The organism is Bosea sp. Tri-49, from assembly GCF_003952665.1.
GTDB lineage: Bacteria > Pseudomonadota > Alphaproteobacteria > Rhizobiales > Beijerinckiaceae > Allobosea.
This window is the reverse complement of the sequence record NZ_CP017946.1, coordinates 838,845-857,386: the sequence shown is the minus strand read 5'-3', so window position 1 is coordinate 857,386 and position 18,542 is coordinate 838,845. Positions and strand designations below refer to the sequence as shown.

Sequence of the window (18,542 nt, the reverse complement as noted above, 5' to 3'; positions counted from 1 at the left end):
ATCATCATGAAAAATATTACCCAAACCCGAACGGAGATAGACATGGCTACGCAGCAGCTTGGCACCGCCCTCATCACCGGCGCCTCGACCGGGATCGGCGCCGTCTATGCCGACAGACTGGCCCGTCGCGGCTATGATCTCGTCCTCGTTGCCCGTGATGAAGCGCGCCTTACCGCCCTCGCCGAGCGCCTCGGCCGCGAGACCTGCCGCAAGGTCGAATGGCTGAAGGCCGATCTGACAGCCAAGGCGGATCTCGCTTTGGTCGAGCAGCGCCTGCGCGAGGACGAGAGCCTGACCGTGCTGGTCAATAATGCCGGCATGTCCGTCGCCGGAACGCTGGTCGAAGGCGACATCGATCGCTTCCAGACCATGATCGAGCTCAACGTCATCGCACCGACCCGTCTCGCCGCCGCGGCCGCCCGCAACTTCGCCGCCCGCAAGGTCGGCGCCATCATCAATATTGCCTCGGTGCTGGCGCTCGCGCCGGAGCTCTTCAACGGTAGCTACAGCGGCACCAAAGCCTATGTGCTGAACCTCAGCCTCTCATTGCAGAAGGAGCTCGAGGCGGCCGGCGTCCGCGTCCAGGCCGTGTTGCCGGGAGCCACCCGCACCGAGATCTGGGCCCGCGCCGGCGTCAATGTCGACGGCTTCCCGCCCGAAATGATCATGGAGGTCGACGACATGGTCGATGCGGCGCTGGCCGGCTTCGATCAGGGCGAGCTCGTCACCATCCCCTCGCTGCCGGATCCGGTCGACTTCGAGCGCTACAGCGCGGCGCGGCTGGCGCTCGGCCCCAATCTCTCGCGCAACCGGCCTGCCGAGCGCTATCGCACGGTGCGTGCCGACGCCGCCTGATCCGCCCTGCTCGGCAGGCACATCGGCCAAGCCGCGTCGCGCTTGCGACCCGGCTTGGCATCGGCGATGAAAGGCTCCTGTTCAGATCCGGTCAGGAGCCTCTCCGATGAACGCCGTCGACACCAAGCTCGCCGCCCTCGGCATCACCCTGCCTGCCCCGGCTGCCCCGGTCGCGAACTACGTGCCCTATGTCATCACCGGCAACCTGCTGATCATCTCCGGGCAGATCTGCTTCGGCCTCGATGGCAAGCTCTCCGATGCGCACAAGGGCAAGCTCGGCGCCGAGATCTTCAACGAGGCCGGGCTCGAGGCGGCCAAGCTCTGCGCCATCAACGTCCTGGCCCAGGCCAAGGCGGCGCTCGGCGGCGATCTCGGCCGGATCGTGCGCTGCGTCCGCCTCGGCGGCTTCATCAACGCCGCCCCGCATTTCGCCGCATTGCCGGCGATCATGAACGGCGCCTCCGACTTCATGGTCGAGGTGCTCGGCGATGCCGGCCGCCATGCCCGTTCGACCGTCGGCGTCGCCAACCTGCCGGCCGACGCTGCCGTCGAGGTCGAAGCCATGTTCGAGATCGCCTGATGCCGGCAGAAGCCTGGCTCACCGCCCGCCCGATCGCGCATCGTGGTCTGCACGATGCCGCCGGCGGCGTGATCGAGAACTCGCTCTCGGCGGCCGCAGGCGCGATCGCCGGCAATTTCGCTATCGAGTGCGACGTCCAGCTCAGCGCCGACGAGGATGCGGTCGTCTTCCACGACTTCGTCCTCGACCGCCTCACCGCCGAGAGCGGCCGTGTCGACGCCCGCAAGGCGGCCGAACTGGCCCAGATCGGGCTGAAGGGCGCCAGCGACCGCATCCCGACGCTGACCGGCTTCCTCGACGCCATCGGCGGCAAGACGCCGCTGGTGATCGAGGTCAAGAGCCGCTTCGACGGCGACCTGCGGCTGACGAAGCGCATCGCGCAGATCCTCGAAGGCCACAAGGGCCAGCCGATCGTGCTGAAATCCTTCGATCCGGTGATCGTCGCAGCCCTGCGCGAATTCGCGCCCGGCTTCGCCCGCGGCATCGTCGCGATGAACGAGTACGACTATGGCGACTATGTCCGCCTCTCGGCCGCACAGAAGCACGCGCTCGCCAATCTCCTGCACTTCGAGGAGAGCCGGCCTGATTTCATCTCCTGGAAGGTCGCCGATCTGCCGAGCGCCGCGCCTTTCCTTTGCCGCAAGGCGCTGGGCCTGCCGCTGATGAGCTGGACGGTGCGCACGCCGGAGGATCGCGCCCGCGCGGCCGAGCATGCCGACCAGATGGTCTTCGAGGGCTTTCTGCCTTGAGCGAAACCGGTCTGCGCGAGGGCCTCAGAGTCCGCGTCGCGACCTCGCTGAAAAGCGTCCCGGCCGCAGACTGGGACGCCTGCGCCAATCCGGACGCCGGTCGGCTACTTGAATCGGTCTCCGAGCAAGCGGATTCAATCTCTCAAGCAGACCCGGGCAACCCCTTCGTTTCGCACGCTTTTCTGCGCGCACTGGAAGAGAGCGGTTGCGTCGGCGGCCGCACCGGCTGGTCGCCGGCCTATCTCCTGGTCGAGGATGCTGAAGACCGCCTGATCGCCGCCGCGCCCTCCTTCGTAAAAGGCCATAGCCAGGGCGAATACGTCTTCGACCATAGCTGGGCCGAGGCCTATATGCGCGCCGGCGGGCGCTATTATCCGAAGATCCAGGTCGCCGCCCCGTTCACGCCTGCGACCGGCCCGCGGCTGCTCGTCGCCGAAGGGGCACATGCAGTTGAAGCGCGCGAAGCGCTGATCGCCGGGCTCGACGCCTTGCGCGAGCAGGTCCGCGGCTCCTCGATCCACGTCACATTCGCGCAGGAGCCCGACATGGCGGCCCTGCTGGAAGCCGGTTTCCTCGAACGCCACGACATCCAGTTCCATTGGCAGAACGAAGGTTTCGGCAGCTATGACGACTTCCTCGCCACGCTGGCCTCGCGCAAGCGCAAGGCGCTGAAGCGCGAGCGCCGCGAGGCCCTCTCCGCCGGGATCGAGGTCGCGGTGCTCTCGGGGTCTGACCTCACCGAAAGCGTCTGGGACGATTTCCACGCGTTTTACGAGGACACCGGCTCGCGCAAATGGGGGCGGCCCTATCTCAACCGCCGCTTCTTCTCCGAGATCGGCGCTGCGATGGGCGAGCGCGTCGTGCTGGTGCTCGCCCGCCGCGCCGGCCGCAATATCGCCGGCGCCATCAATTTCCGCGGCGGCAACACGCTTTACGGCCGCAATTGGGGCTGCATCGAGGACCACCCCTTCCTGCATTTCGAGCTCTGCTACCATCAGGCCATCGACTACGCGATCGCTCACAAGCTGATCCGGGTCGAGGCCGGCGCCCAGGGCGAGCACAAGCTCGCACGCGGCTACCGCCCGGTGATCACCCGCTCGGCCCATCTCCTTGCCGATCCCGGCCTCGCCCGCGCCGTCGCCGCCTATCTGCCCGGCGAACGGCGTGAGATCAGCTCTGCAGTAGCTGCGCTTGCGCAGGAGAGCCCCTTCCGCAAGGCTGGCGACAGCTGACTCCCCCCAGCCCACCAACGACCGGAACCTGCGCGATGACCGCCTATGATCCCAGCAACATCTTCGCCAAGATCCTGCGCGGCGAGCTGCCGGCCCACCGCGTCTATGAGGACGATCGGGCGCTCGCCTTCCTCGACATCATGCCGCGCGCGCCCGGCCACACGCTGGTGATCCCGAAGAACCCGGCCCGCAACCTTCTCGACATCGATCAGGGCGATCTCGGCTATGTCGCGGGAATCGCCCAGCGCATCGCCAGGGCGCAGATGGTCGCCTTCGCCGCCGATGGCATCACCGTGCAGCAATTCAACGAGAGCGCCGGCGGCCAGGTCGTCTTCCACCTGCACGTCCATGTCATCCCGCGCCATGAGGGCGTCGCGATGAAACCGCCGGCCAGCGAGATGGCCAAGCCTGAGGATCTCGCCGCCGCCGCAGAAAAAATTCGGGCCGCGCTAAAAAATCTTTGAGGGCCATGTCACGCGGGCGCTGGCTGCCTCGTCCTGTCTTCATCGAACCCCGACGGAGAGAACGATGACCCAGCGCCTCAACGGCTTCCAGACCGCCCCCGACGCCTACAAGGCCATGCTCGGCCTGCAGGATTACGTGAACCAGTCGAAGCTGGAGCACAGCCTGCTCGAGCTGCTGAAGATCCGGGCGTCGCAGATCAATCGCTGCGCCTACTGCCTGCACATGCATATCGCCGACGCGCGCAAGGCCGGCGAGAGCGAGATCCGCATCAACCTGCTCAGCGCCTGGGAGGAGTCCGAGCTCTTCACCCCGCGCGAGCGCGCCGTCCTGCGCTGGACGGAAGAGCTGACGCGGCTTGTCGACCGCAGCCCGAGCGACGAGGCCTTCGCCGAGTTGCGCGAGCACTTCGACGAGAAAGATTGCGTCGACCTCTCGGTCGCGATCGGCATGATCAATCTCTGGAACCGGATCAATTGCGGCTTCCGCACTCTGCATCCGAATGATCGTCGCCGCGAGAAGGCCGCAGCCTGAGTTCAATCTCGTCGCCAGCGGCCCGGCGCCAGCGCGCCGGGCCTGACCTGCCCAGCACGAAAGCCCCCACCATGAGCAAGCGCCTCAACCCCTACGTCACCGCCCCCGACACCATGAAGCCGATGATCGCGCTCGAAGCCTCGATCAAGGAGAGCGGTCTCGAGCACAGCCTGATCCATCTCGTGAAGATGCGTGCATCGCAGATCAATGGCTGCGCCTATTGCCTGCACATGCATTCGTCCGACGCGATCAAGGAGGGCGAGAGCCCGGCCCGCCTCTTCCTGCTCGACGCCTGGCACGAGTCGGCGCTCTATACCCCGCGCGAGCGCGCCGCCCTCGCCTGGACCGATGCGCTGACGCTGATCTCGCAGACCCATGCGCCCGACGAGGCCTATGAGGAGGTGCTGCGCCATTTCAGCCCGGAGGAAACCGTGAAGCTCACTCTGCTGATCGGCACGATCAACACCTGGAACCGGATCGCCATCGGCTTCCGCACGAGCCACCCCCATGACCGTCCGGCCAAGACCGACGCGACGGCTGCCTGAGACGCTTGCCATGACCGCCCCCGACGACATCTTCGAAACGCATCGCCGCTTCCTGACCCGCCTCGCCTATCGCATGCTTGGCTCGGTCAGCGATGCCGAGGATATCGTCCAGGAGGCCTGGCTGCGCTGGCGCGATGTGCCGCAGGACGCGGTCGAGACACCACGCGCCTATCTCGCACGCACCGTCACGCGCCTCTGCCTCGACCAGATGAAGTCGGCCCGCAGCAAGCGCGAATTCTATGTCGGCGCCTGGCTGCCGGAGCCTCTGGTCGAGGAGATCGGCGCCGGTGAATCCGACGTCGACACCCAGCTCGATGCCCCGATCGCGCTGATGCTGGCGCTCGAACGGCTCACGCCGCTCGAGCGCGCCGCCTTCCTGCTGCACGACGTCTTCGACCTGGATTTCGCCGAGATCGCCCGCACGATCGATCGCAGCGAGAGCGCTTGCCGCCAGCTCGCCAAGCGCGCCCGCGAGCATGTCCGCATCGACATGCCGCCACGCAACAAAGTCGACCCCGCCGATGCGAAGCGCTTCGTCGAGGCCTTCTTCAAGGCGGCCCACAAGGCCGACACCAGCGATCTGCAGACCTTGCTCGCCAACGATGTCGCCTTCCACAGCGACGGTGGCGGGAAGGTGCTGGCGATACTCAACCCACTCCATGGCATCGACCGCGTCTTGCGCTTCTTCGCCGGCATCGCCAACAAGGTGGCCCATCTGCACAAGACGACCACGCTGTACAAGCCGGTGATGATCAACGGCATGCCGGGCTATCTCAGCCTCGAACGCGGCGAGACCTTGCAGGCGACCGCTCTCGACATCCGCGACGGGCGCGTCCACGCGATCTATGTCGTGCGCAACCCGGACAAGCTCCGGCACATCTCGCTAGGAGCGGAGTAGGTACTCCCAACACCCTACCCCGTTCGCGCTCTGGACGCGATTATGGCTCAAATGTGGGCAAGGCAACCTGGCTAGCTGATTTGCATCCGCATAGGAGCCTTGCGCAATGAATTTTGATATTTCCCAAGTTAAGCACCCGAAGGAGAAGCTCTACGGCAGCATCATGCTCGTCGTCGGCGCCCTGATCTGGGCATTGGTGATCGGTTTCATCGCCCTGAGCCTGCTGCGCGGCCAGCTCCATGCCGCGATGCTCGCCCTGATTTACTTTTTCACCTTCTGGCTGGTTTCCTACTGGGCGCGCGCCCTCACCCGCGCCTACATGGTCGGCCATTTCGTCATGGTCGGGCCGGACCAGTTCCCGCACATCCATCGCATGGTCGAAGATGGCGCCCGCGCGCTCGGCCTGCGCGAGATCCCGCAGACCTTCGTCTACAACTCCAGCGGCGTCCTGAACGCGATGGCACTGCGCCTCGTCGGCCGCCAGCGCTATATCTGGCTAACCTCGGCCCTGATCGACGCTGACAATGACGAGCAGGTCCGCTTCGTCATCGGCCATGAGCTCGGCCACCATGTCGCCGGCCATCTCGATGAGCCCTGGAGCTATCTGCGCTTCCCCGGCCACATCATTCCGTTCCTCGGCGCCGCCTATTCCCGCGGTCGCGAACTGACCTGCGACCGCATCGGCGCCTTCGTCGCCCGCGACCTCCAGGCCGCGCGCACGGGCCTGCAGATGCTGGCCTGCGGCAGCGCCAAGCTGAACGCCCAGATGAGCCCCGACGCCTTCCAGAAGCAGGAGCAGATGGTGCCGGGCATCGCCGGCTTCTTCCTGAAGATCGTCTCGCACTATCCGCGCCATACCCGCCGCGTCGAGGCGGTGACGCAATGGTACCGCTCGCAGCAAGGCGCGGCCGCTGCGGCCCAGCCAGGACTGCGACCGCGCCTTGCCTGAGCGAACGCGGCGGCTGACAAAATTGAACCCGGCGCGAGCAACTCGTGCCGGGTTTTTCGTATGGCGGGATTGGTCCTGGACGTCGTCAGGAAACCGGTGCCAAGCCCTTTACTCTCACCAGCCGCGGCTGCCGAAGGATGGCATCGTCCACTGCATTGCTGGCTTGAACCCCTTGGCGATACCGGCCTTGATCACGCGCGCCTCACTATTGATCAGCAGCGCGAAGGTCAGCGTTTCGGCGGGTGTCCACACCGCCTTCTTCGCATAGTTCAGGCAATCGAAGCTGAGACAGGCGCCACCGGCCAGAAGCACGTTCGCCACCGCGGAAGCGCAGTTCTTGACCGTCATGTTGTAGGTCAGGTCCTTCTTCATCTCGTAGTATTTTGCCCGCATTCGGTCTTCGTCGAGGCAATCGATGACGACCGCCTTGTCCGGCGATCGCCCTTCCGCCGCGACATCATGGGCATAGTCCGGCGTCGCCGCACCGAACTGCTCGGCCGGCTTGAGCGGCTTGGCGCCGGGAGTGCCCTTGTCGCCCTGGCCCCGCGGCCACCAACTGACATATTCCGCCTTGCCGCCACCTGCCCCGAACGAAATGTCCATGGAGGCGTGGCCGACATTCGGCAGCTTCGGATACCAGCAATAGACCTTGTTCATCTGCACCCTCGAAACGGGCGAGGATCGCCAATCGCCCCGAAGACGACGGGAACGGCACCCTCGCAGATCGGCTTCGCTCAACGCAGCTGGAGCGGATCAGGTTGAACCCGCCGCTCGGCAGCCTCGTCTCTGTTGAAAACAGAGACCCCCAGCGCTTCGGCTTGCGACGCGCAGGAGCCCTTCAGGCAGCTTGCTGTATTCTGGCCGGTTTTCGCGCCCAGGTTGTCAGACCAGCCACCAGGCGCCGCCGATCAGCACGGCCTCGCCGATGACCACAGCCAGCATCACCTTGCGCCGGTCGACCAACACGACCGTCACGGCGACCGCGAGCGCCGCCAGCCTGACCGCAAGCGGCACGCCGGCGAGCGCGCCCGGAGCCGCCAGCACCAGCTTGGCCACCACCCCGGCGAGCAGAGCCGTCGCGACCAACCTGACCCATTCGAGCCATGGCGAGTTCTCGTCTAGCCTGCGCGCGAAGACGACGGCGAGCCAGCGCCAGATCTCTGTCGGCAGTACCGCGAACAGGAAAAGCGCGAGATAGGGCCACCACGGCCCGTCGAGAAAAGCGATCGGCTGCGTCATCCGCCCGCCTTCGGCGCCTTGCGCCAGCGCTGCACGAGGAAGGCGATGCTGCCGCCGACGACACCGCTGACGATCAGGTCGAAGCCGCCGCCGATCGCCCAGCTCGCCGCCGGCCCAAGCGCGAGGCCGAGCCCGATCGCGACCATGTCGCCCAGCCCCCGGATACCGGCGACCATCGAGGACAGGAAGAAGATCGGTGTCAGGCAGAGCAGCCCGGCTGCGACCGGCGTCGGCACCACTCCGGCGAGCTGGAAGCCAACGAAAGTGGTGAACGAGCTGACGACGATCAGCGCATTGGCGAAGCCGAGGAAATAGGGCACGCGCTGCTCAGGCGGCATCGCCGGCAGGCGCCTGAGACTTTCGACCCAGGACGTCACCGCGACATAATGGGCGAGCAGCAGCTGCGTTCCGATCCCCTGCCCTGGGCGGCGCAGCAGCGGCAGCAGTGCCACGGTCATCGGCAGGAAGCGCAGCGAGGCGAAGCCGATCGCCAAGGCGATCGCGCTCCAGGCGGCGCCAGCGGCGATCGAGGCGAAGAACAGGACCTGCGACGGGCCGGCCCAGACCAAGATGGTCGAGAGCACGGCGGCCTCGACCGGATAGCCGACATCCCGCGCCAGCGAGCCGACGCCCATCAGCGAAAGCCCGACCACCCAGGCCGGCAGCATCACGGCATCGCGAAAGCCGGTGAGGACCGGCCGAACCCAAGCGCTGCGGACGGACTTGCTCATACCGCAAGAGACGCCTGCGGGCGCCCGTCAGTTCTCGAAGACAGGGAAGCTCTGGAATGCCGGCTCATCGGACCCGCCGAAACGAAACACGGCCCGCAGCAATTGCGGGCCGTTTCGCTTAAAGCGCATCGCGTCGGCGGCATGACAGTCCCAGGACCGCGCGCCTGCCCTGCATCCAACGCAAGCCGGATCAGAAGCTCTTCATCGCCAGGCCCATCAACTCATTCCCGAAGTCGACGATCTCCTTCGGCACGCCGCCGACGGCGCGATAGCCGAGCCAGAGTAGATAGAGGAAGGCCGGAACCAGGATCCAGCCCAGGACCTCCTCGAAGACGATGCGCCGCCGGCGGCGGCGCGCCCGCTTCTCGAACCAGCCGAGCTTCTCTTTCGGCGCCGGTGCCGCCGCTTGCGCGGCGACCTCCTCTTGTTGTGCCCAGGCGCTGGCGGGCTTGCGTTTGAAGAACACCGGATCAGGCCTTGGTCAGCGGAACCTTCGGGACGGTACGGACGCTGCGTGCCTTGGGCGGCTCGACCGGCGCATCCGGCTTCGGACCGCGCTTCGCGCCGCCCGACCCGGCCACTTTGGCCTTGCCCGGTGTCTTGCTTGGCCCCTTGGCCCGCGGCTTGCGCGTACGCTTCTCGGCCGCGGCGGCGACGTCCTTCTCCGGCTTGGGCTTGACCGGCCCGTCGGGGAATTCGAGGCCGAGCACCTTGATGCCGGTCTCGGACTGGATCACCACGACCTTGACCGCGCCGCCGTTCTTCAGCCGGCCGAACAGCACCTCGTCGGCGAGCGGCGTCTTGATCGTCTGCTGGATCAGGCGGGCCATTGGCCGCGCACCCATCGCCTCGTCATAGCCGTTCTCGACCAGCCATTCGCGCGCCTCGTCCGAAAGCTCGATGGTGACGTTGCGGTCGGCGAGCTGCGCCTCGAGCTGCAGCACGAACTTGTCGACGACGCGCGCCACGACCGTCTTCGGCAAGTGGCCGAACGAGATCGTCGCATCGAGCCGGTTGCGGAACTCCGGCGCGAACAGCTTGTTGATCGCCTCGGTGTCGTCGCCCTCGCGCTTCTGGCGGGTGAAGCCATAGGCGTTCCTGGCCATGTCGGCCGCTCCGGCATTGGTCGTCATGATCAGGATGACGTTCCTGAAATCGACCTGCTTGCCGTTGTTGTCGGTCAGCTTGCCGTGGTCCATCACCTGCAGGAGGATGTTGAACAGGTCGGGATGCGCCTTCTCGATCTCGTCGAGCAGCAGCACGCAATGCGGATGCTGGTCGATCTGGTCGGTCAAGAGGCCGCCCTGATCGAAGCCGACATAGCCGGGAGGCGCGCCGATCAGCCGCGAGACGGTGTGGCGCTCCATATATTCCGACATGTCGAAGCGCACGAGCTCGACGCCGAGCGACGAAGCGAGCTGGCGTGCCACCTCGGTCTTGCCGACGCCGGTCGGACCCGCGAACAGGTAGCAGCCGATCGGCTTCTCTCCGTCGCGCAAACCGGCACGGGCGAGCTTGATCGAGGAGGACAGCGCCTCGATCGCCTTCTCCTGGCCATAGACCGTGCGCTTCAGCGTGGTCTCGAGGTTGCGCAGCACCTCGGCATCGTCCTTGGAGACGGTCTTGGCTGGGATGCGCGCCATCGTCGCGACCGCCGCCTCGATCTCCTTGACGCCGATCGTCTTCTTGCGCTTGGCCTCGGTCACCAGCATCTGCGAGGCGCCGGTCTCGTCGATCACGTCGATCGCCTTGTCCGGCAGCTTGCGGTCATGGATGTAGCGCGCCGACAGCTCCACCGCCGCCTTGATGGCGTCGTTGGTGTAGCGCAGCTTGTGGAACTCCTCGAAATAGGGCTTCAGCCCCTTGAGGATCTCGATCGTATCCGGCACCGACGGCTCGTTGACGTCGATCTTCTGGAAGCGGCGCACCAGCGCCCGGTCCTTCTCGAAATACTGGCGGTATTCCTTGTAGGTGGTCGAGCCGATGCAGCGCAGCCCGCCCGATGCGAGCGCCGGCTTCAGCAGGTTCGAGGCATCCATTGCACCGCCCGAGGTCGCACCGGCGCCGATCACCGTGTGGATCTCGTCGATGAACATGATCGCCTTGGGATGCGCCTCGATCTCCTTCATCACCTGCTTGAGGCGTTCCTCGAAATCGCCGCGATAGCGCGTGCCGGCGAGCAGCGTGCCCATGTCGAGCGAGAAGACGGTCGCGTCCTCCAGCACCTCGGGGACCTCGCCGCGCACGATCTTGAGGGCAAGGCCCTCGGCGATCGCGGTCTTGCCGACGCCGGGCTCGCCGACCAGCAACGGATTGTTCTTCTGCCGGCGGCACAGAATCTGGATGGTACGCTGCACCTCGGCCTCGCGGCCGATCAGCGGATCGATGCGCCCGTCCCTCGCCTTGCGGTTGAGGTTGACGCAGTAAGCGTCGAGCGCGCTTTCCTTTTTCTTCTTGTCCTTGTCGGCGTCATTACCGGAGTCGGAGCGCTGCTCGCGCTGCTGCTCGGGCTCTTCCTCGGCGCCGCGCACCGGCCGGCTCTCGCCGGCGCCGGGGCGCTTGGCGATGCCGTGGCTGATATAGTTGACCGCGTCGTAGCGGGTCATGTCCTGCTCCTGCAGGAAGTAGGCGGCGTGGCTCTCGCGCTCGGCGAACATCGCCACGAGCACGTTGGCCCCGGTCACCTCCTCACGGCCGGACGACTGGACATGGATCACCGCGCGCTGGATCACGCGCTGGAAGCCGGCGGTCGGCTTGGAATCGTCGCGTCCGTCGGTGACGAGATTGGTCAGCTCCGCGTCGATGTAGTCGACGAGGTTGCGACGCAGCGTGTCGAGATCGACGCTGCAGGCGCGCATCACCGCGGCGGCGTCCTGGTCGTCGACCAGCGCCAGCAGCAGATGCTCCAGTGTCGCATATTCATGGTGGCGTTCATTGGCGAGCGCGAGGGCCCGATGAAGCGCCTGTTCGAGGCTGCGCGAGAAGCTCGGCAAGGTCAGCGCTCCCAGTCCAGTTTCGAAAAAATGGTGGTGTTCAAAGCTACTTTTTCTCCATCACGCATTGCAGCGGATGCATATGCTTACGGGCGAGGTCCATCACCAGGGTGACCTTGGTCTCGGCGACCTCGTAGGTGAAGACGCCGCATTCGCCGACGCCGTTCTGGTGGACATGCATCATGATGCGCGTCGCCTCGGCCCGGTCCTTGTTGAAGAACCGTTCCAGGACATGCACCACGAACTCCATCGGGGTGTAATCGTCATTGAGGATCAGTACGCGATAGAGGTTCGGCTTGCGCGTTCGGGTGCGGGTGAGCACGGCGGTGCCGGCACGGTCGCCATCGGTGGGGGCCGACGGCGAACGCGGCTTCGAGGCCAGCCGCGGCACGTAGGCGGACGCTATCCCGCGCGGCGCGATGCCGGCTGGCAGGTCCTGATCGATCGACGTGGTGGCTGCGTGGCTCAAGGTGTCCGTCCCGAAGGCTGACCTCAAGATAGTGCTTCGCTCATGAATTTACAGACGTCGCCACGGCTTCGCCAGCCCGTTGCGACCGCAGGCCACAAAGAAGTGCCGCTGCGGGCTCGGTGAAGCCGGACAGCGGCGGGGAATCGGAAGGTAAAAGCTGCGGCGCAGCGTCAGGTGCGCCAGCGCAACCGCTCCGGTGCGAGCGTGTTGCTGAACGCCTTTCCCTCATGGCGGGCGGCGGCATAGTCCCGCTTCAGGCGGAAATACCATTGCCCCAGCCGGTCGGCCTGTCCGAGCAGCAGCATGGTCGGCTTGCGCTCGAGTCCCTGCTGGGCCAGTTCGAGAATCCGCTGATCCTGCCGCAGGAAGGCGCGCCCGGCCCATCCGATCAGCGGCGCGAGCGGCATGAGCTGCGGCAGGTCCGAGAGCAGCACATTGGTGAGCAGCGTCCGGCGCGCATCGATCGGCGTGGCGAAGGTCGCGTTGATGATCGACCGCTCGCCCATGCGGATGCGCTCGATCCGTTGGCCCGGCAGCAGGAAGTCGACCTCGGTCTGAGGGCGACCAAGCAGGCGATAGCCGCGCGAATTCGCCGCCGCCTTGTGCGCCTTCATTCGGAAGCCGAAAGGCAGCGGCTCGAAGTCCTTGACCTTTTCCCGTGCCGTCGCCGTCGGCCGCCACCACCAGGAATTATGGACATAGCCGACATGGCCCGGATCGATCAGGCTGAGCACGCACAAATCATAGGACGCCTCGACCAGGACCGAGACGGCGACCCGGCAGCGAGTCGGGCCCGCCAGGGTCAACGCCGGCACCGGCGGCGCCTCGCCCAGCCCCGCGCCCATATAGAGCCAGATGATGCCGTCGCTCTCGCAGACCGGGAATTCGCCGACCTTGACCTGGCCGGGATCGGTGACGTCGCCGTCGATCAGCGTCGGCATCGCCTGGCAGCGGCCATCGGCGCCGAAGCGCCAGCCATGGAAGGGGCAGGTGATCGCGCTGCCGTCGAACTGACCTCCCGAAAGCGGTGCGCCGCGGTGCGGACAGCGGTCGCGCAAGGCAAAGAGCCGGCCGGCCTTCGTGCGGCCGATGACGATCTGGTCGCCGAGGACCGTCACGCTCGCCATCGCGCCCGGCGCCAGGCTGCCGGCGCTCCGGGCGCAGTACCAGGCTTCCCGGGGCGGCTCGCGAAATTCGCTCGCCGGGGGCGCCTCTGCAGAGGTCCGTGCGTCTCCGGTCATCGTCGAACTGCTCATTGCGGCCTCTGGCTCCAGCCGCGGCCTCAAGCGGATCACGGCGACCGCAAGCAGCGGCTCGCCAGTTGCAAGAGCATTGCCGGGAGGGACACCCGGCCTGGAACATGAGTGCAAACGCAAAGAAGCCCGGCCGAGGCCGGGCTTCTCGAAATCATCTGGCAGTCAGCTGCGGCCGGACTAAGCCGGCCGCGCCGAAATCACTTGGCCGGGGTCGGGACGGCCTTGGCGACGATGCCCTCGAACGGCTTGTAGGCATCCTTGGCGATCGCGGCATAGAGCTCGCCGATCTTGGTGACCTGGGCAACATAGCCCTCGAAAGCGGTCTTGACGTAGTCCGACTGGATCTCGATCGCCTTGTCGAGCGTCTTGACGCCGGAAAGCTTCTCGATCGTGGCCGTGCCGGCCTCGAACGACTTCTTGGCGTAATCGGTGGCCTCGACGGCAAGCGCCTGCACGCCCTTCGAGGTGGCGCCGAAAGCCTTCAGGGCCGCATCGACGTTCTCTTTGGAAGCCTTCTGGATGGTCTCGAACTGCTGGATCATCGTTTCCTCCGACGCTCGTGGCGTCGCCTCTGCTGACGAGCCGAAATGGCCCGGGTTCCGTGCCCCCAAGGTCAGATGAAGAGATCCATCACCGGGGCGCTTTCTGATATTGTGCACCGCAACATAAAAGTCAAGCTCGCGCTGCGATGCACCAAACGCAGAGCCCCCCAGCGTGCATCGGCGACGGTTTGCAACCGGACAGATTCAATGCGAGCTTTTAGCGCTTAACTCCTCCGTAACCGCATCCACCTAACCTCCTCTCCTGTGTCCTTCGCGCCACGCTGCAAAGCCTGCGACGGACGGGTGGGTGAGTTGAGGCGAGTTGCATGGCTTTTGGTTGCGTTGGTTCCCGGCGCGGGCGCTGGCTCGCGTTCATCGGGCTGGTGAGCGTTGCTGCCGTTGCGCTGACTGCGACGGTCTCGCCCGCAGAGGCGGCCCGCAAGAAGCGGCGCCATGTCTCGGGCGGCTACGCCCCGCCCTATGCGGCGATGGTGGTCGACGCTAAGACCGGCCGCACCCTGCACGCCGTCAACGAGGATGCGCCGCGCATCCCGGCCTCGCTCACCAAGGTCATGACGCTCTACATGCTGTTCGAGCAGATGGAGCGCGGCCGCTTCACCATGAACTCCGAGCTCGAGGTCTCGTCCTACGCCGCCTCGCAGCCGCCGACCAAGCTCGGCCTGCGCGCCGGCTCGACTATCGAGGTCGAGGACGCGATCAAGAGCATGATCACCCTGTCGGCCAACGACTCCTCCGTCGTGGTCGCCGAGGCCATCGCGGGCTCGGAAGACGCCTTCGCCGAGCAGATGACGCGCAAGGCGCGCTCGCTCGGCATGGACTCGACCCGCTTCTACAACCCGCACGGCCTGCCGAACTCGCCGCCGAACATCACCACGGCGCGCGATCTCACCATCCTGGCGCGGGCGATCCAGGAGCGCTTTCCGCGCTACTTCCCGCTCTTCCAGATGCGCTCCTTCCAGTACGGATCCCGCACCATCCGCGGGCATAATCGCCTGCTCGGCCGTATCGAGGGCGTCGACGGCATCAAGACCGGCTATACCCGTGCCTCCGGCTTCAACCTGATGACCTCGGCCAAGGCCGAAGGACGCCAGATCGTCTCGATCGTGCTCGGTGGCCGTTCCGGCGCAGCGCGCGACAAGATCATGTCCGACCTTGTCCTCGCCAGCCTGCCGCGCGCCGCCACTGGCGGTCGCAGCGCCCCGATGATCGCCGAGGCTCCCGAGCCGCAGCAGGAGCGCTATCGCGCCGCCGCCCCGGCCCCAACGCCCGAGCCGCCGGCTCGCCCGGCTGTCATCGCCCAGGCGCCTGAGCCTACCCCGGCCCCCGCGCCGATCCCGGTGCCGCGCCCGCGCGCTGAGCCCGAGGTGCCGGCCGCCGCCCGCGCCTATGCCGCGACGACGACGACCGCACAGATCGCCCCGCCGCGCGCCCTCAGCGGCAGCGCCCAGGCGCTCGCCCTCTCCAACATGCGCCCGGTCGCCGCGACCACGACGCCGTCGGCCATGCGCTGGTCGATCGGCGCCCCGCCGGCCGAGGGCAAGGTCCTGCGTCCGCCGGCGAATGTCGACGTCACCTCCTCGATTGCCAAGCTCGCCGAGCCGGCGGACAAGGACGAGGTCCAGGCCATGCCGAAGAAGATCGAGGCCCGCCTGCCTGAGCCGGCGCCGCTGCCGGTCAAGGTCGCGCAGGTTGCCGCCAAGGTACCCGAAAGCAAGGCCCCCGAGAGCAAGCCGGCCGAGAAGGCCGTCATCGCCTCGAAATGGCTGATCCAGCTTGGCGCCACCGACGACGAGGCCAAGGCCAAGGACATCCTGGCCCGGGCTCGCGCCAAGGCGTCCGGCTCGCTCGCCGATGCCTCGGGCTTCACCGAGAAGGTCGAGAAGGGCGGCGCTACCCTGTTCCGCGCCCGCTTCGCCGGCTTCGAGGAGTCCAAGGACGCCGAGAAGGCCTGCGCCCAACTCAAGCGAGGCGGCTTCGCCTGCTTCGCGACCCGCAGCTGATCGATCAGGAAAGGAGATCAGCCATGCTTTTTCAGCAAGGTATCCTTGGCCTGGTTGACCCGAACGGCAAGCCCGCTGGTGCCGCCGGCATCCGGATGGATGCGCTTCATCAGGCTCCGATGGGCATCGCGGATCGCCTCCTGGCTCGCCCCCGGCTGAAGCCCCAGGATCTCGTAGGCCTCCTCGTCCGTCATCGTGCCCGTGCGCGCCGGGCCGCGCTGCCCCGCGTCGCGGTGACCATCAGCGTCTTCACGCCAGCCGGGCGCCCGGCGGTCGAGATATGCCTCTAGCAGGCGCGCCCCGTCCGGGTCGCCAGCGAGGCATTCGCGCAGCAGCGCGCTGAGCTCGGCGGGCGTCAGATCGTCGAGGTCGCGCCCGGCGAAGGCACCGGCGACAACCTTGCCCTTGATACCGCCGCTGTCATGGTCGAGCTCCATTTCGAGCATCGCGGATGCGACCTTTGAACGGCCGGCCGAACCGCCGGCCCCACCCCAATCCCTCGCCCATTCCGGCATCTTGAGCCCGCCCGGACCATAGGCGCTCCAGCCGAGCAGCCAGGCTCCGAGCCCGCCCAGGAAGATCGCCATATCGGCCCGGCCACGCAGCATCAGCAGCGCCGCGACGCCGAGCGAGAGCGTGCCGCCGACGACCTTGCCGAACCTGACCAGCTTCTTCGGATCGGCCCCGGCGAAGAACTTGGCCACCCACCAGATCAGGATCAGCGTGGCGACGCCATAAAGCAGCATCACGGCTTGCGGCCCTCCATTGCCGTGAGCAACCTCTGCGCCGCGACACTCTGCCCGGCGAGCCTCGTAAGCGCCTCGCGCCCGCCGCTGGCATAGGCGGCCGCACTGCGCAGGAGTTCGAGCAGCGAGTTCGGCGCATTGACGTCGAAGCGCGCATGGGCACCGCCGGTCAGGCGCGCGATCTCGGCAAAGGCGGCGCTGGCGTCAGGATCGGAGCCTTCCTGGAAGACGAAGCCCTTGATGCCGCGCAGCCCGAGTTCACCGGCGAGCGCGCAGAGCCGGTCGACATTCTCCTCCATCGCGTCGCCGACATAGACGAAGGCGCGGATCGGCACCTTGCGTTCCTCGTCGCGGATATGGCTGAGCACCCGTGAAATCTGCGTCTGCCCGCCGCGGCAATCGATCCGGTTCATCAGCCCGGTCAGGCGCTGCGGCTCGCCAAGCCAGCCCGAGGCGCGGCATTCGTCGAAGCCGCGGAAATAGACGAGCTGCACCGCGAGTCCACCCGTCTTGGCGGCGACCTCGAACATCTGCCCCTGCAGCGAGCAGGCAAGGTCCCAGCTCGGCTGCCGGCTCATCGTCGCATCGAGCGCGAAGACAAGCCGCCCGGCCTGCCCGGTCGCGAGCGGTGCGAGCTGCTTGGCCGCAGCGACGAAACGGTCGATCTCGCCGGGCTTCGAGCGCGCATCGCTCTCGGCGGGGCGCGTCTCGCCCGCCTTGCCCACCGCCTTGCCGTCTTCGCGCGTCATGCTGTCCGCCGGGATTCGCCCATGCCAGAGATATTGGCCGCGCCGCCAGCATTTGCTACCCGTCGAGCGGGTTGGAGGAGCGCTATGTCACAGGTCGCGGTTTTCGAGACGGTCAAGGCGATGCGCGAGGCCGTCGCCGCCTGGCGCGCCGCCGGCGAGAAGGTTGCGCTTGTGCCGACCATGGGGGCGCTGCACGAGGGCCATATCGCGCTCGTCACCGAGGCGCAGAAGCACGCACGCCGCGTCATCGTCTCGATCTTCGTCAACCCGACGCAGTTCGCCCCGCATGAGGACTTCAAGAAATATCCGCGCACCTTCGACAGTGATCGCGCCCAGCTCGAAGCGGTCAATGCCGATGCGATCTTCTTTCCCGCCGTCGAGGAGATGTATCCACCCGGCTTCGCCAGCCGCGTGCTGCTGCTCGGCCCGGCCGCCGTCGGGCTGGACGATCGCTTCCGCCCGACGCATTTCGAAGGCGTGGCAACGGTTTGCTGCAAGCTCTTCACGCAGTCTCAGGCTGATTTTGCCGTGTTCGGCGAGAAGGACTACCAGCAGCTCAAGGTGGTGACGCGGATGGCCCGCGACCTCGATCTCGGCATCAAGATCGTGCCGCTCGCGACCTTCCGCGAGCCCGACGGCCTCGCCATGTCCTCGCGCAACCGCTACCTCTCGGCCGACGAGCGTGCGCTCGCTCCGACCCTGCACAAAGTCATGCAGGCCCTCGCCGCCCGCATCCGCAACGACGACCCGCTGTTCCAGGCGGTCGGGGAGGCCCAGACCGAGATCATCACCGCCGGCTTCGAGCTCGACTATCTCGAAGCCCGCCACGCCGAGACACTGGCGCCGGTGACGTCACGGGCCGACGGGCCGATCCGCCTCCTGATCGCGGCGCGGATCGGCGGTACCAGGCTGATTGATAATATCGGGGTGTGAAGGCGCGATGCTCGCCGCGGCCATCATCGTCCTGAATGCTTTGCCCGCCCCGATAATGC

General features: G+C 66.7%; 21 protein-coding genes. 11 read left to right on the top strand and 10 right to left on the bottom strand.

The annotated features are described in order from the left end of the window. Nucleotides 1-42 precede the first annotated feature (42 nt). From BLM15_RS04310 to BLM15_RS04270, 9 genes are all read left to right on the top strand, one after another. A complete protein-coding gene (locus tag BLM15_RS04310) occupies nucleotides 43-855 on the top strand; it encodes an SDR family NAD(P)-dependent oxidoreductase (protein ID WP_126110684.1) in 813 nt (270 codons plus the stop codon). Between the two features lie 106 nt (nucleotides 856-961). After that, the gene (locus BLM15_RS04305; protein WP_126110682.1) at nucleotides 962-1,435 is read left to right on the top strand and encodes a RidA family protein; all 474 of its coding nucleotides are present in this window, start codon (nucleotides 962-964) and stop codon (nucleotides 1,433-1,435) included. Further along, a complete protein-coding gene (locus tag BLM15_RS04300; protein ID WP_126110680.1) occupies nucleotides 1,435-2,184 on the top strand; it encodes a glycerophosphodiester phosphodiesterase family protein in 750 nt (249 codons plus the stop codon). Before BLM15_RS04305 ends, BLM15_RS04300 begins: the two co-directional genes overlap by 1 nt. Nucleotides 2,185-2,195: 11 nt before the next feature. Further along, a complete protein-coding gene (locus BLM15_RS04295; protein ID WP_126116053.1) occupies nucleotides 2,196-3,416 on the top strand; it encodes a GNAT family N-acetyltransferase in 1,221 nt (406 codons plus the stop codon). Nucleotides 3,417-3,451: 35 nt separating this feature from the next. Continuing rightward, nucleotides 3,452-3,880: an HIT family protein gene (locus BLM15_RS04290; RefSeq protein ID WP_126110678.1), complete on the top strand. Its 429-nt coding sequence runs from the start codon at nucleotides 3,452-3,454 to the stop codon at nucleotides 3,878-3,880. Nucleotides 3,881-3,944: 64 nt separating this feature from the next. Then, a complete protein-coding gene (locus BLM15_RS04285) occupies nucleotides 3,945-4,412 on the top strand; it encodes a carboxymuconolactone decarboxylase family protein (RefSeq protein WP_126110676.1) in 468 nt (155 codons plus the stop codon). Between the two features lie 71 nt (nucleotides 4,413-4,483). Continuing rightward, entirely contained in the window at nucleotides 4,484-4,957 is a 474-nt protein-coding gene (locus tag BLM15_RS04280) for a carboxymuconolactone decarboxylase family protein (protein WP_126110674.1), read from the top strand. 10 nt (nucleotides 4,958-4,967) lie between these two features. After that, a complete protein-coding gene (locus BLM15_RS04275) occupies nucleotides 4,968-5,855 on the top strand; it encodes a sigma-70 family RNA polymerase sigma factor (protein ID WP_126110672.1) in 888 nt (295 codons plus the stop codon). A 106-nt stretch (nucleotides 5,856-5,961) separates the two neighbouring features. Then, nucleotides 5,962-6,804, top strand: coding sequence for a M48 family metallopeptidase (locus BLM15_RS04270; RefSeq protein WP_126110670.1), 843 nt, complete (start codon nucleotides 5,962-5,964; stop codon nucleotides 6,802-6,804). A 114-nt stretch (nucleotides 6,805-6,918) separates the two neighbouring features. Here the strand turns inward: BLM15_RS04270 and BLM15_RS04265 are convergent, their stop codons facing one another. The 8 genes from BLM15_RS04265 to BLM15_RS04230 all read right to left on the bottom strand — a co-directional run bounded on the left by BLM15_RS04265 (nucleotide 6,919) and on the right by BLM15_RS04230 (nucleotide 14,034). Further along, nucleotides 6,919-7,461, bottom strand: coding sequence for a hypothetical protein (locus BLM15_RS04265; protein ID WP_126110668.1), 543 nt, complete (start codon nucleotides 7,459-7,461; stop codon nucleotides 6,919-6,921). A gap of 225 nt (nucleotides 7,462-7,686) precedes the next feature. Then, a complete protein-coding gene (locus BLM15_RS04260; protein ID WP_126110666.1) occupies nucleotides 7,687-8,043 on the bottom strand; it encodes an AzlD domain-containing protein in 357 nt (118 codons plus the stop codon). Further along, on the bottom strand, nucleotides 8,040-8,774 hold the full coding sequence (locus tag BLM15_RS04255) for an AzlC family ABC transporter permease (protein WP_126110664.1): 735 nt from the start codon (nucleotides 8,772-8,774) through the stop codon (nucleotides 8,040-8,042). Before BLM15_RS04255 ends, BLM15_RS04260 begins: the two co-directional genes overlap by 4 nt. A gap of 190 nt (nucleotides 8,775-8,964) precedes the next feature. Beyond that, nucleotides 8,965-9,240, bottom strand: a complete 276-nt coding sequence (locus BLM15_RS04250) for a hypothetical protein (protein ID WP_126110662.1) — start codon at nucleotides 9,238-9,240, stop codon at nucleotides 8,965-8,967. Between the two features lie 4 nt (nucleotides 9,241-9,244). Continuing rightward, the gene (gene clpA / locus BLM15_RS04245) at nucleotides 9,245-11,767 is read right to left on the bottom strand and encodes an ATP-dependent Clp protease ATP-binding subunit ClpA (protein WP_126110660.1); all 2,523 of its coding nucleotides are present in this window, start codon (nucleotides 11,765-11,767) and stop codon (nucleotides 9,245-9,247) included. 46 nt (nucleotides 11,768-11,813) lie between these two features. Next, the gene (clpS, locus tag BLM15_RS04240; protein ID WP_236846685.1) at nucleotides 11,814-12,158 is read right to left on the bottom strand and encodes an ATP-dependent Clp protease adapter ClpS; all 345 of its coding nucleotides are present in this window, start codon (nucleotides 12,156-12,158) and stop codon (nucleotides 11,814-11,816) included. A gap of 248 nt (nucleotides 12,159-12,406) precedes the next feature. Then, entirely contained in the window at nucleotides 12,407-13,492 is a 1,086-nt protein-coding gene (locus BLM15_RS04235; protein WP_236846536.1) for an aromatic ring-hydroxylating oxygenase subunit alpha, read from the bottom strand. A gap of 197 nt (nucleotides 13,493-13,689) precedes the next feature. Beyond that, a complete protein-coding gene (locus tag BLM15_RS04230) occupies nucleotides 13,690-14,034 on the bottom strand; it encodes a phasin family protein (RefSeq protein WP_110489326.1) in 345 nt (114 codons plus the stop codon). Between the two features lie 326 nt (nucleotides 14,035-14,360). On the opposite strand from BLM15_RS04230, the gene BLM15_RS04225 reads away from it, so the two are divergent. Further along, nucleotides 14,361-16,055, top strand: coding sequence for a serine hydrolase (locus BLM15_RS04225; protein WP_126110658.1), 1,695 nt, complete (start codon nucleotides 14,361-14,363; stop codon nucleotides 16,053-16,055). 17 nt (nucleotides 16,056-16,072) lie between these two features. On the opposite strand, the gene BLM15_RS04220 is transcribed toward BLM15_RS04225, so the two are convergent. Together BLM15_RS04220 and BLM15_RS04215 are read right to left on the bottom strand one after the other, a co-directional pair. After that, nucleotides 16,073-16,801, bottom strand: coding sequence for a DnaJ domain-containing protein (locus tag BLM15_RS04220; RefSeq protein ID WP_126116050.1), 729 nt, complete (start codon nucleotides 16,799-16,801; stop codon nucleotides 16,073-16,075). Further along, nucleotides 16,801-17,550 carry a VWA domain-containing protein gene (locus BLM15_RS04215; RefSeq protein WP_236846534.1) on the bottom strand — a complete coding sequence of 250 codons (750 nt, stop codon included), beginning with the start codon at nucleotides 17,548-17,550 and terminating at the stop codon, nucleotides 16,801-16,803. Before BLM15_RS04215 ends, BLM15_RS04220 begins: the two co-directional genes overlap by 1 nt. An 84-nt stretch (nucleotides 17,551-17,634) precedes the next feature. Between BLM15_RS04215 and panC the strand changes: the two genes are divergently transcribed. Further along, complete coding sequence (panC, locus tag BLM15_RS04210) at nucleotides 17,635-18,483, top strand: pantoate--beta-alanine ligase (protein ID WP_126110656.1); 849 nt, start codon at nucleotides 17,635-17,637, stop codon at nucleotides 18,481-18,483. The last annotated feature ends 59 nt before the right edge of the window (nucleotides 18,484-18,542 follow it).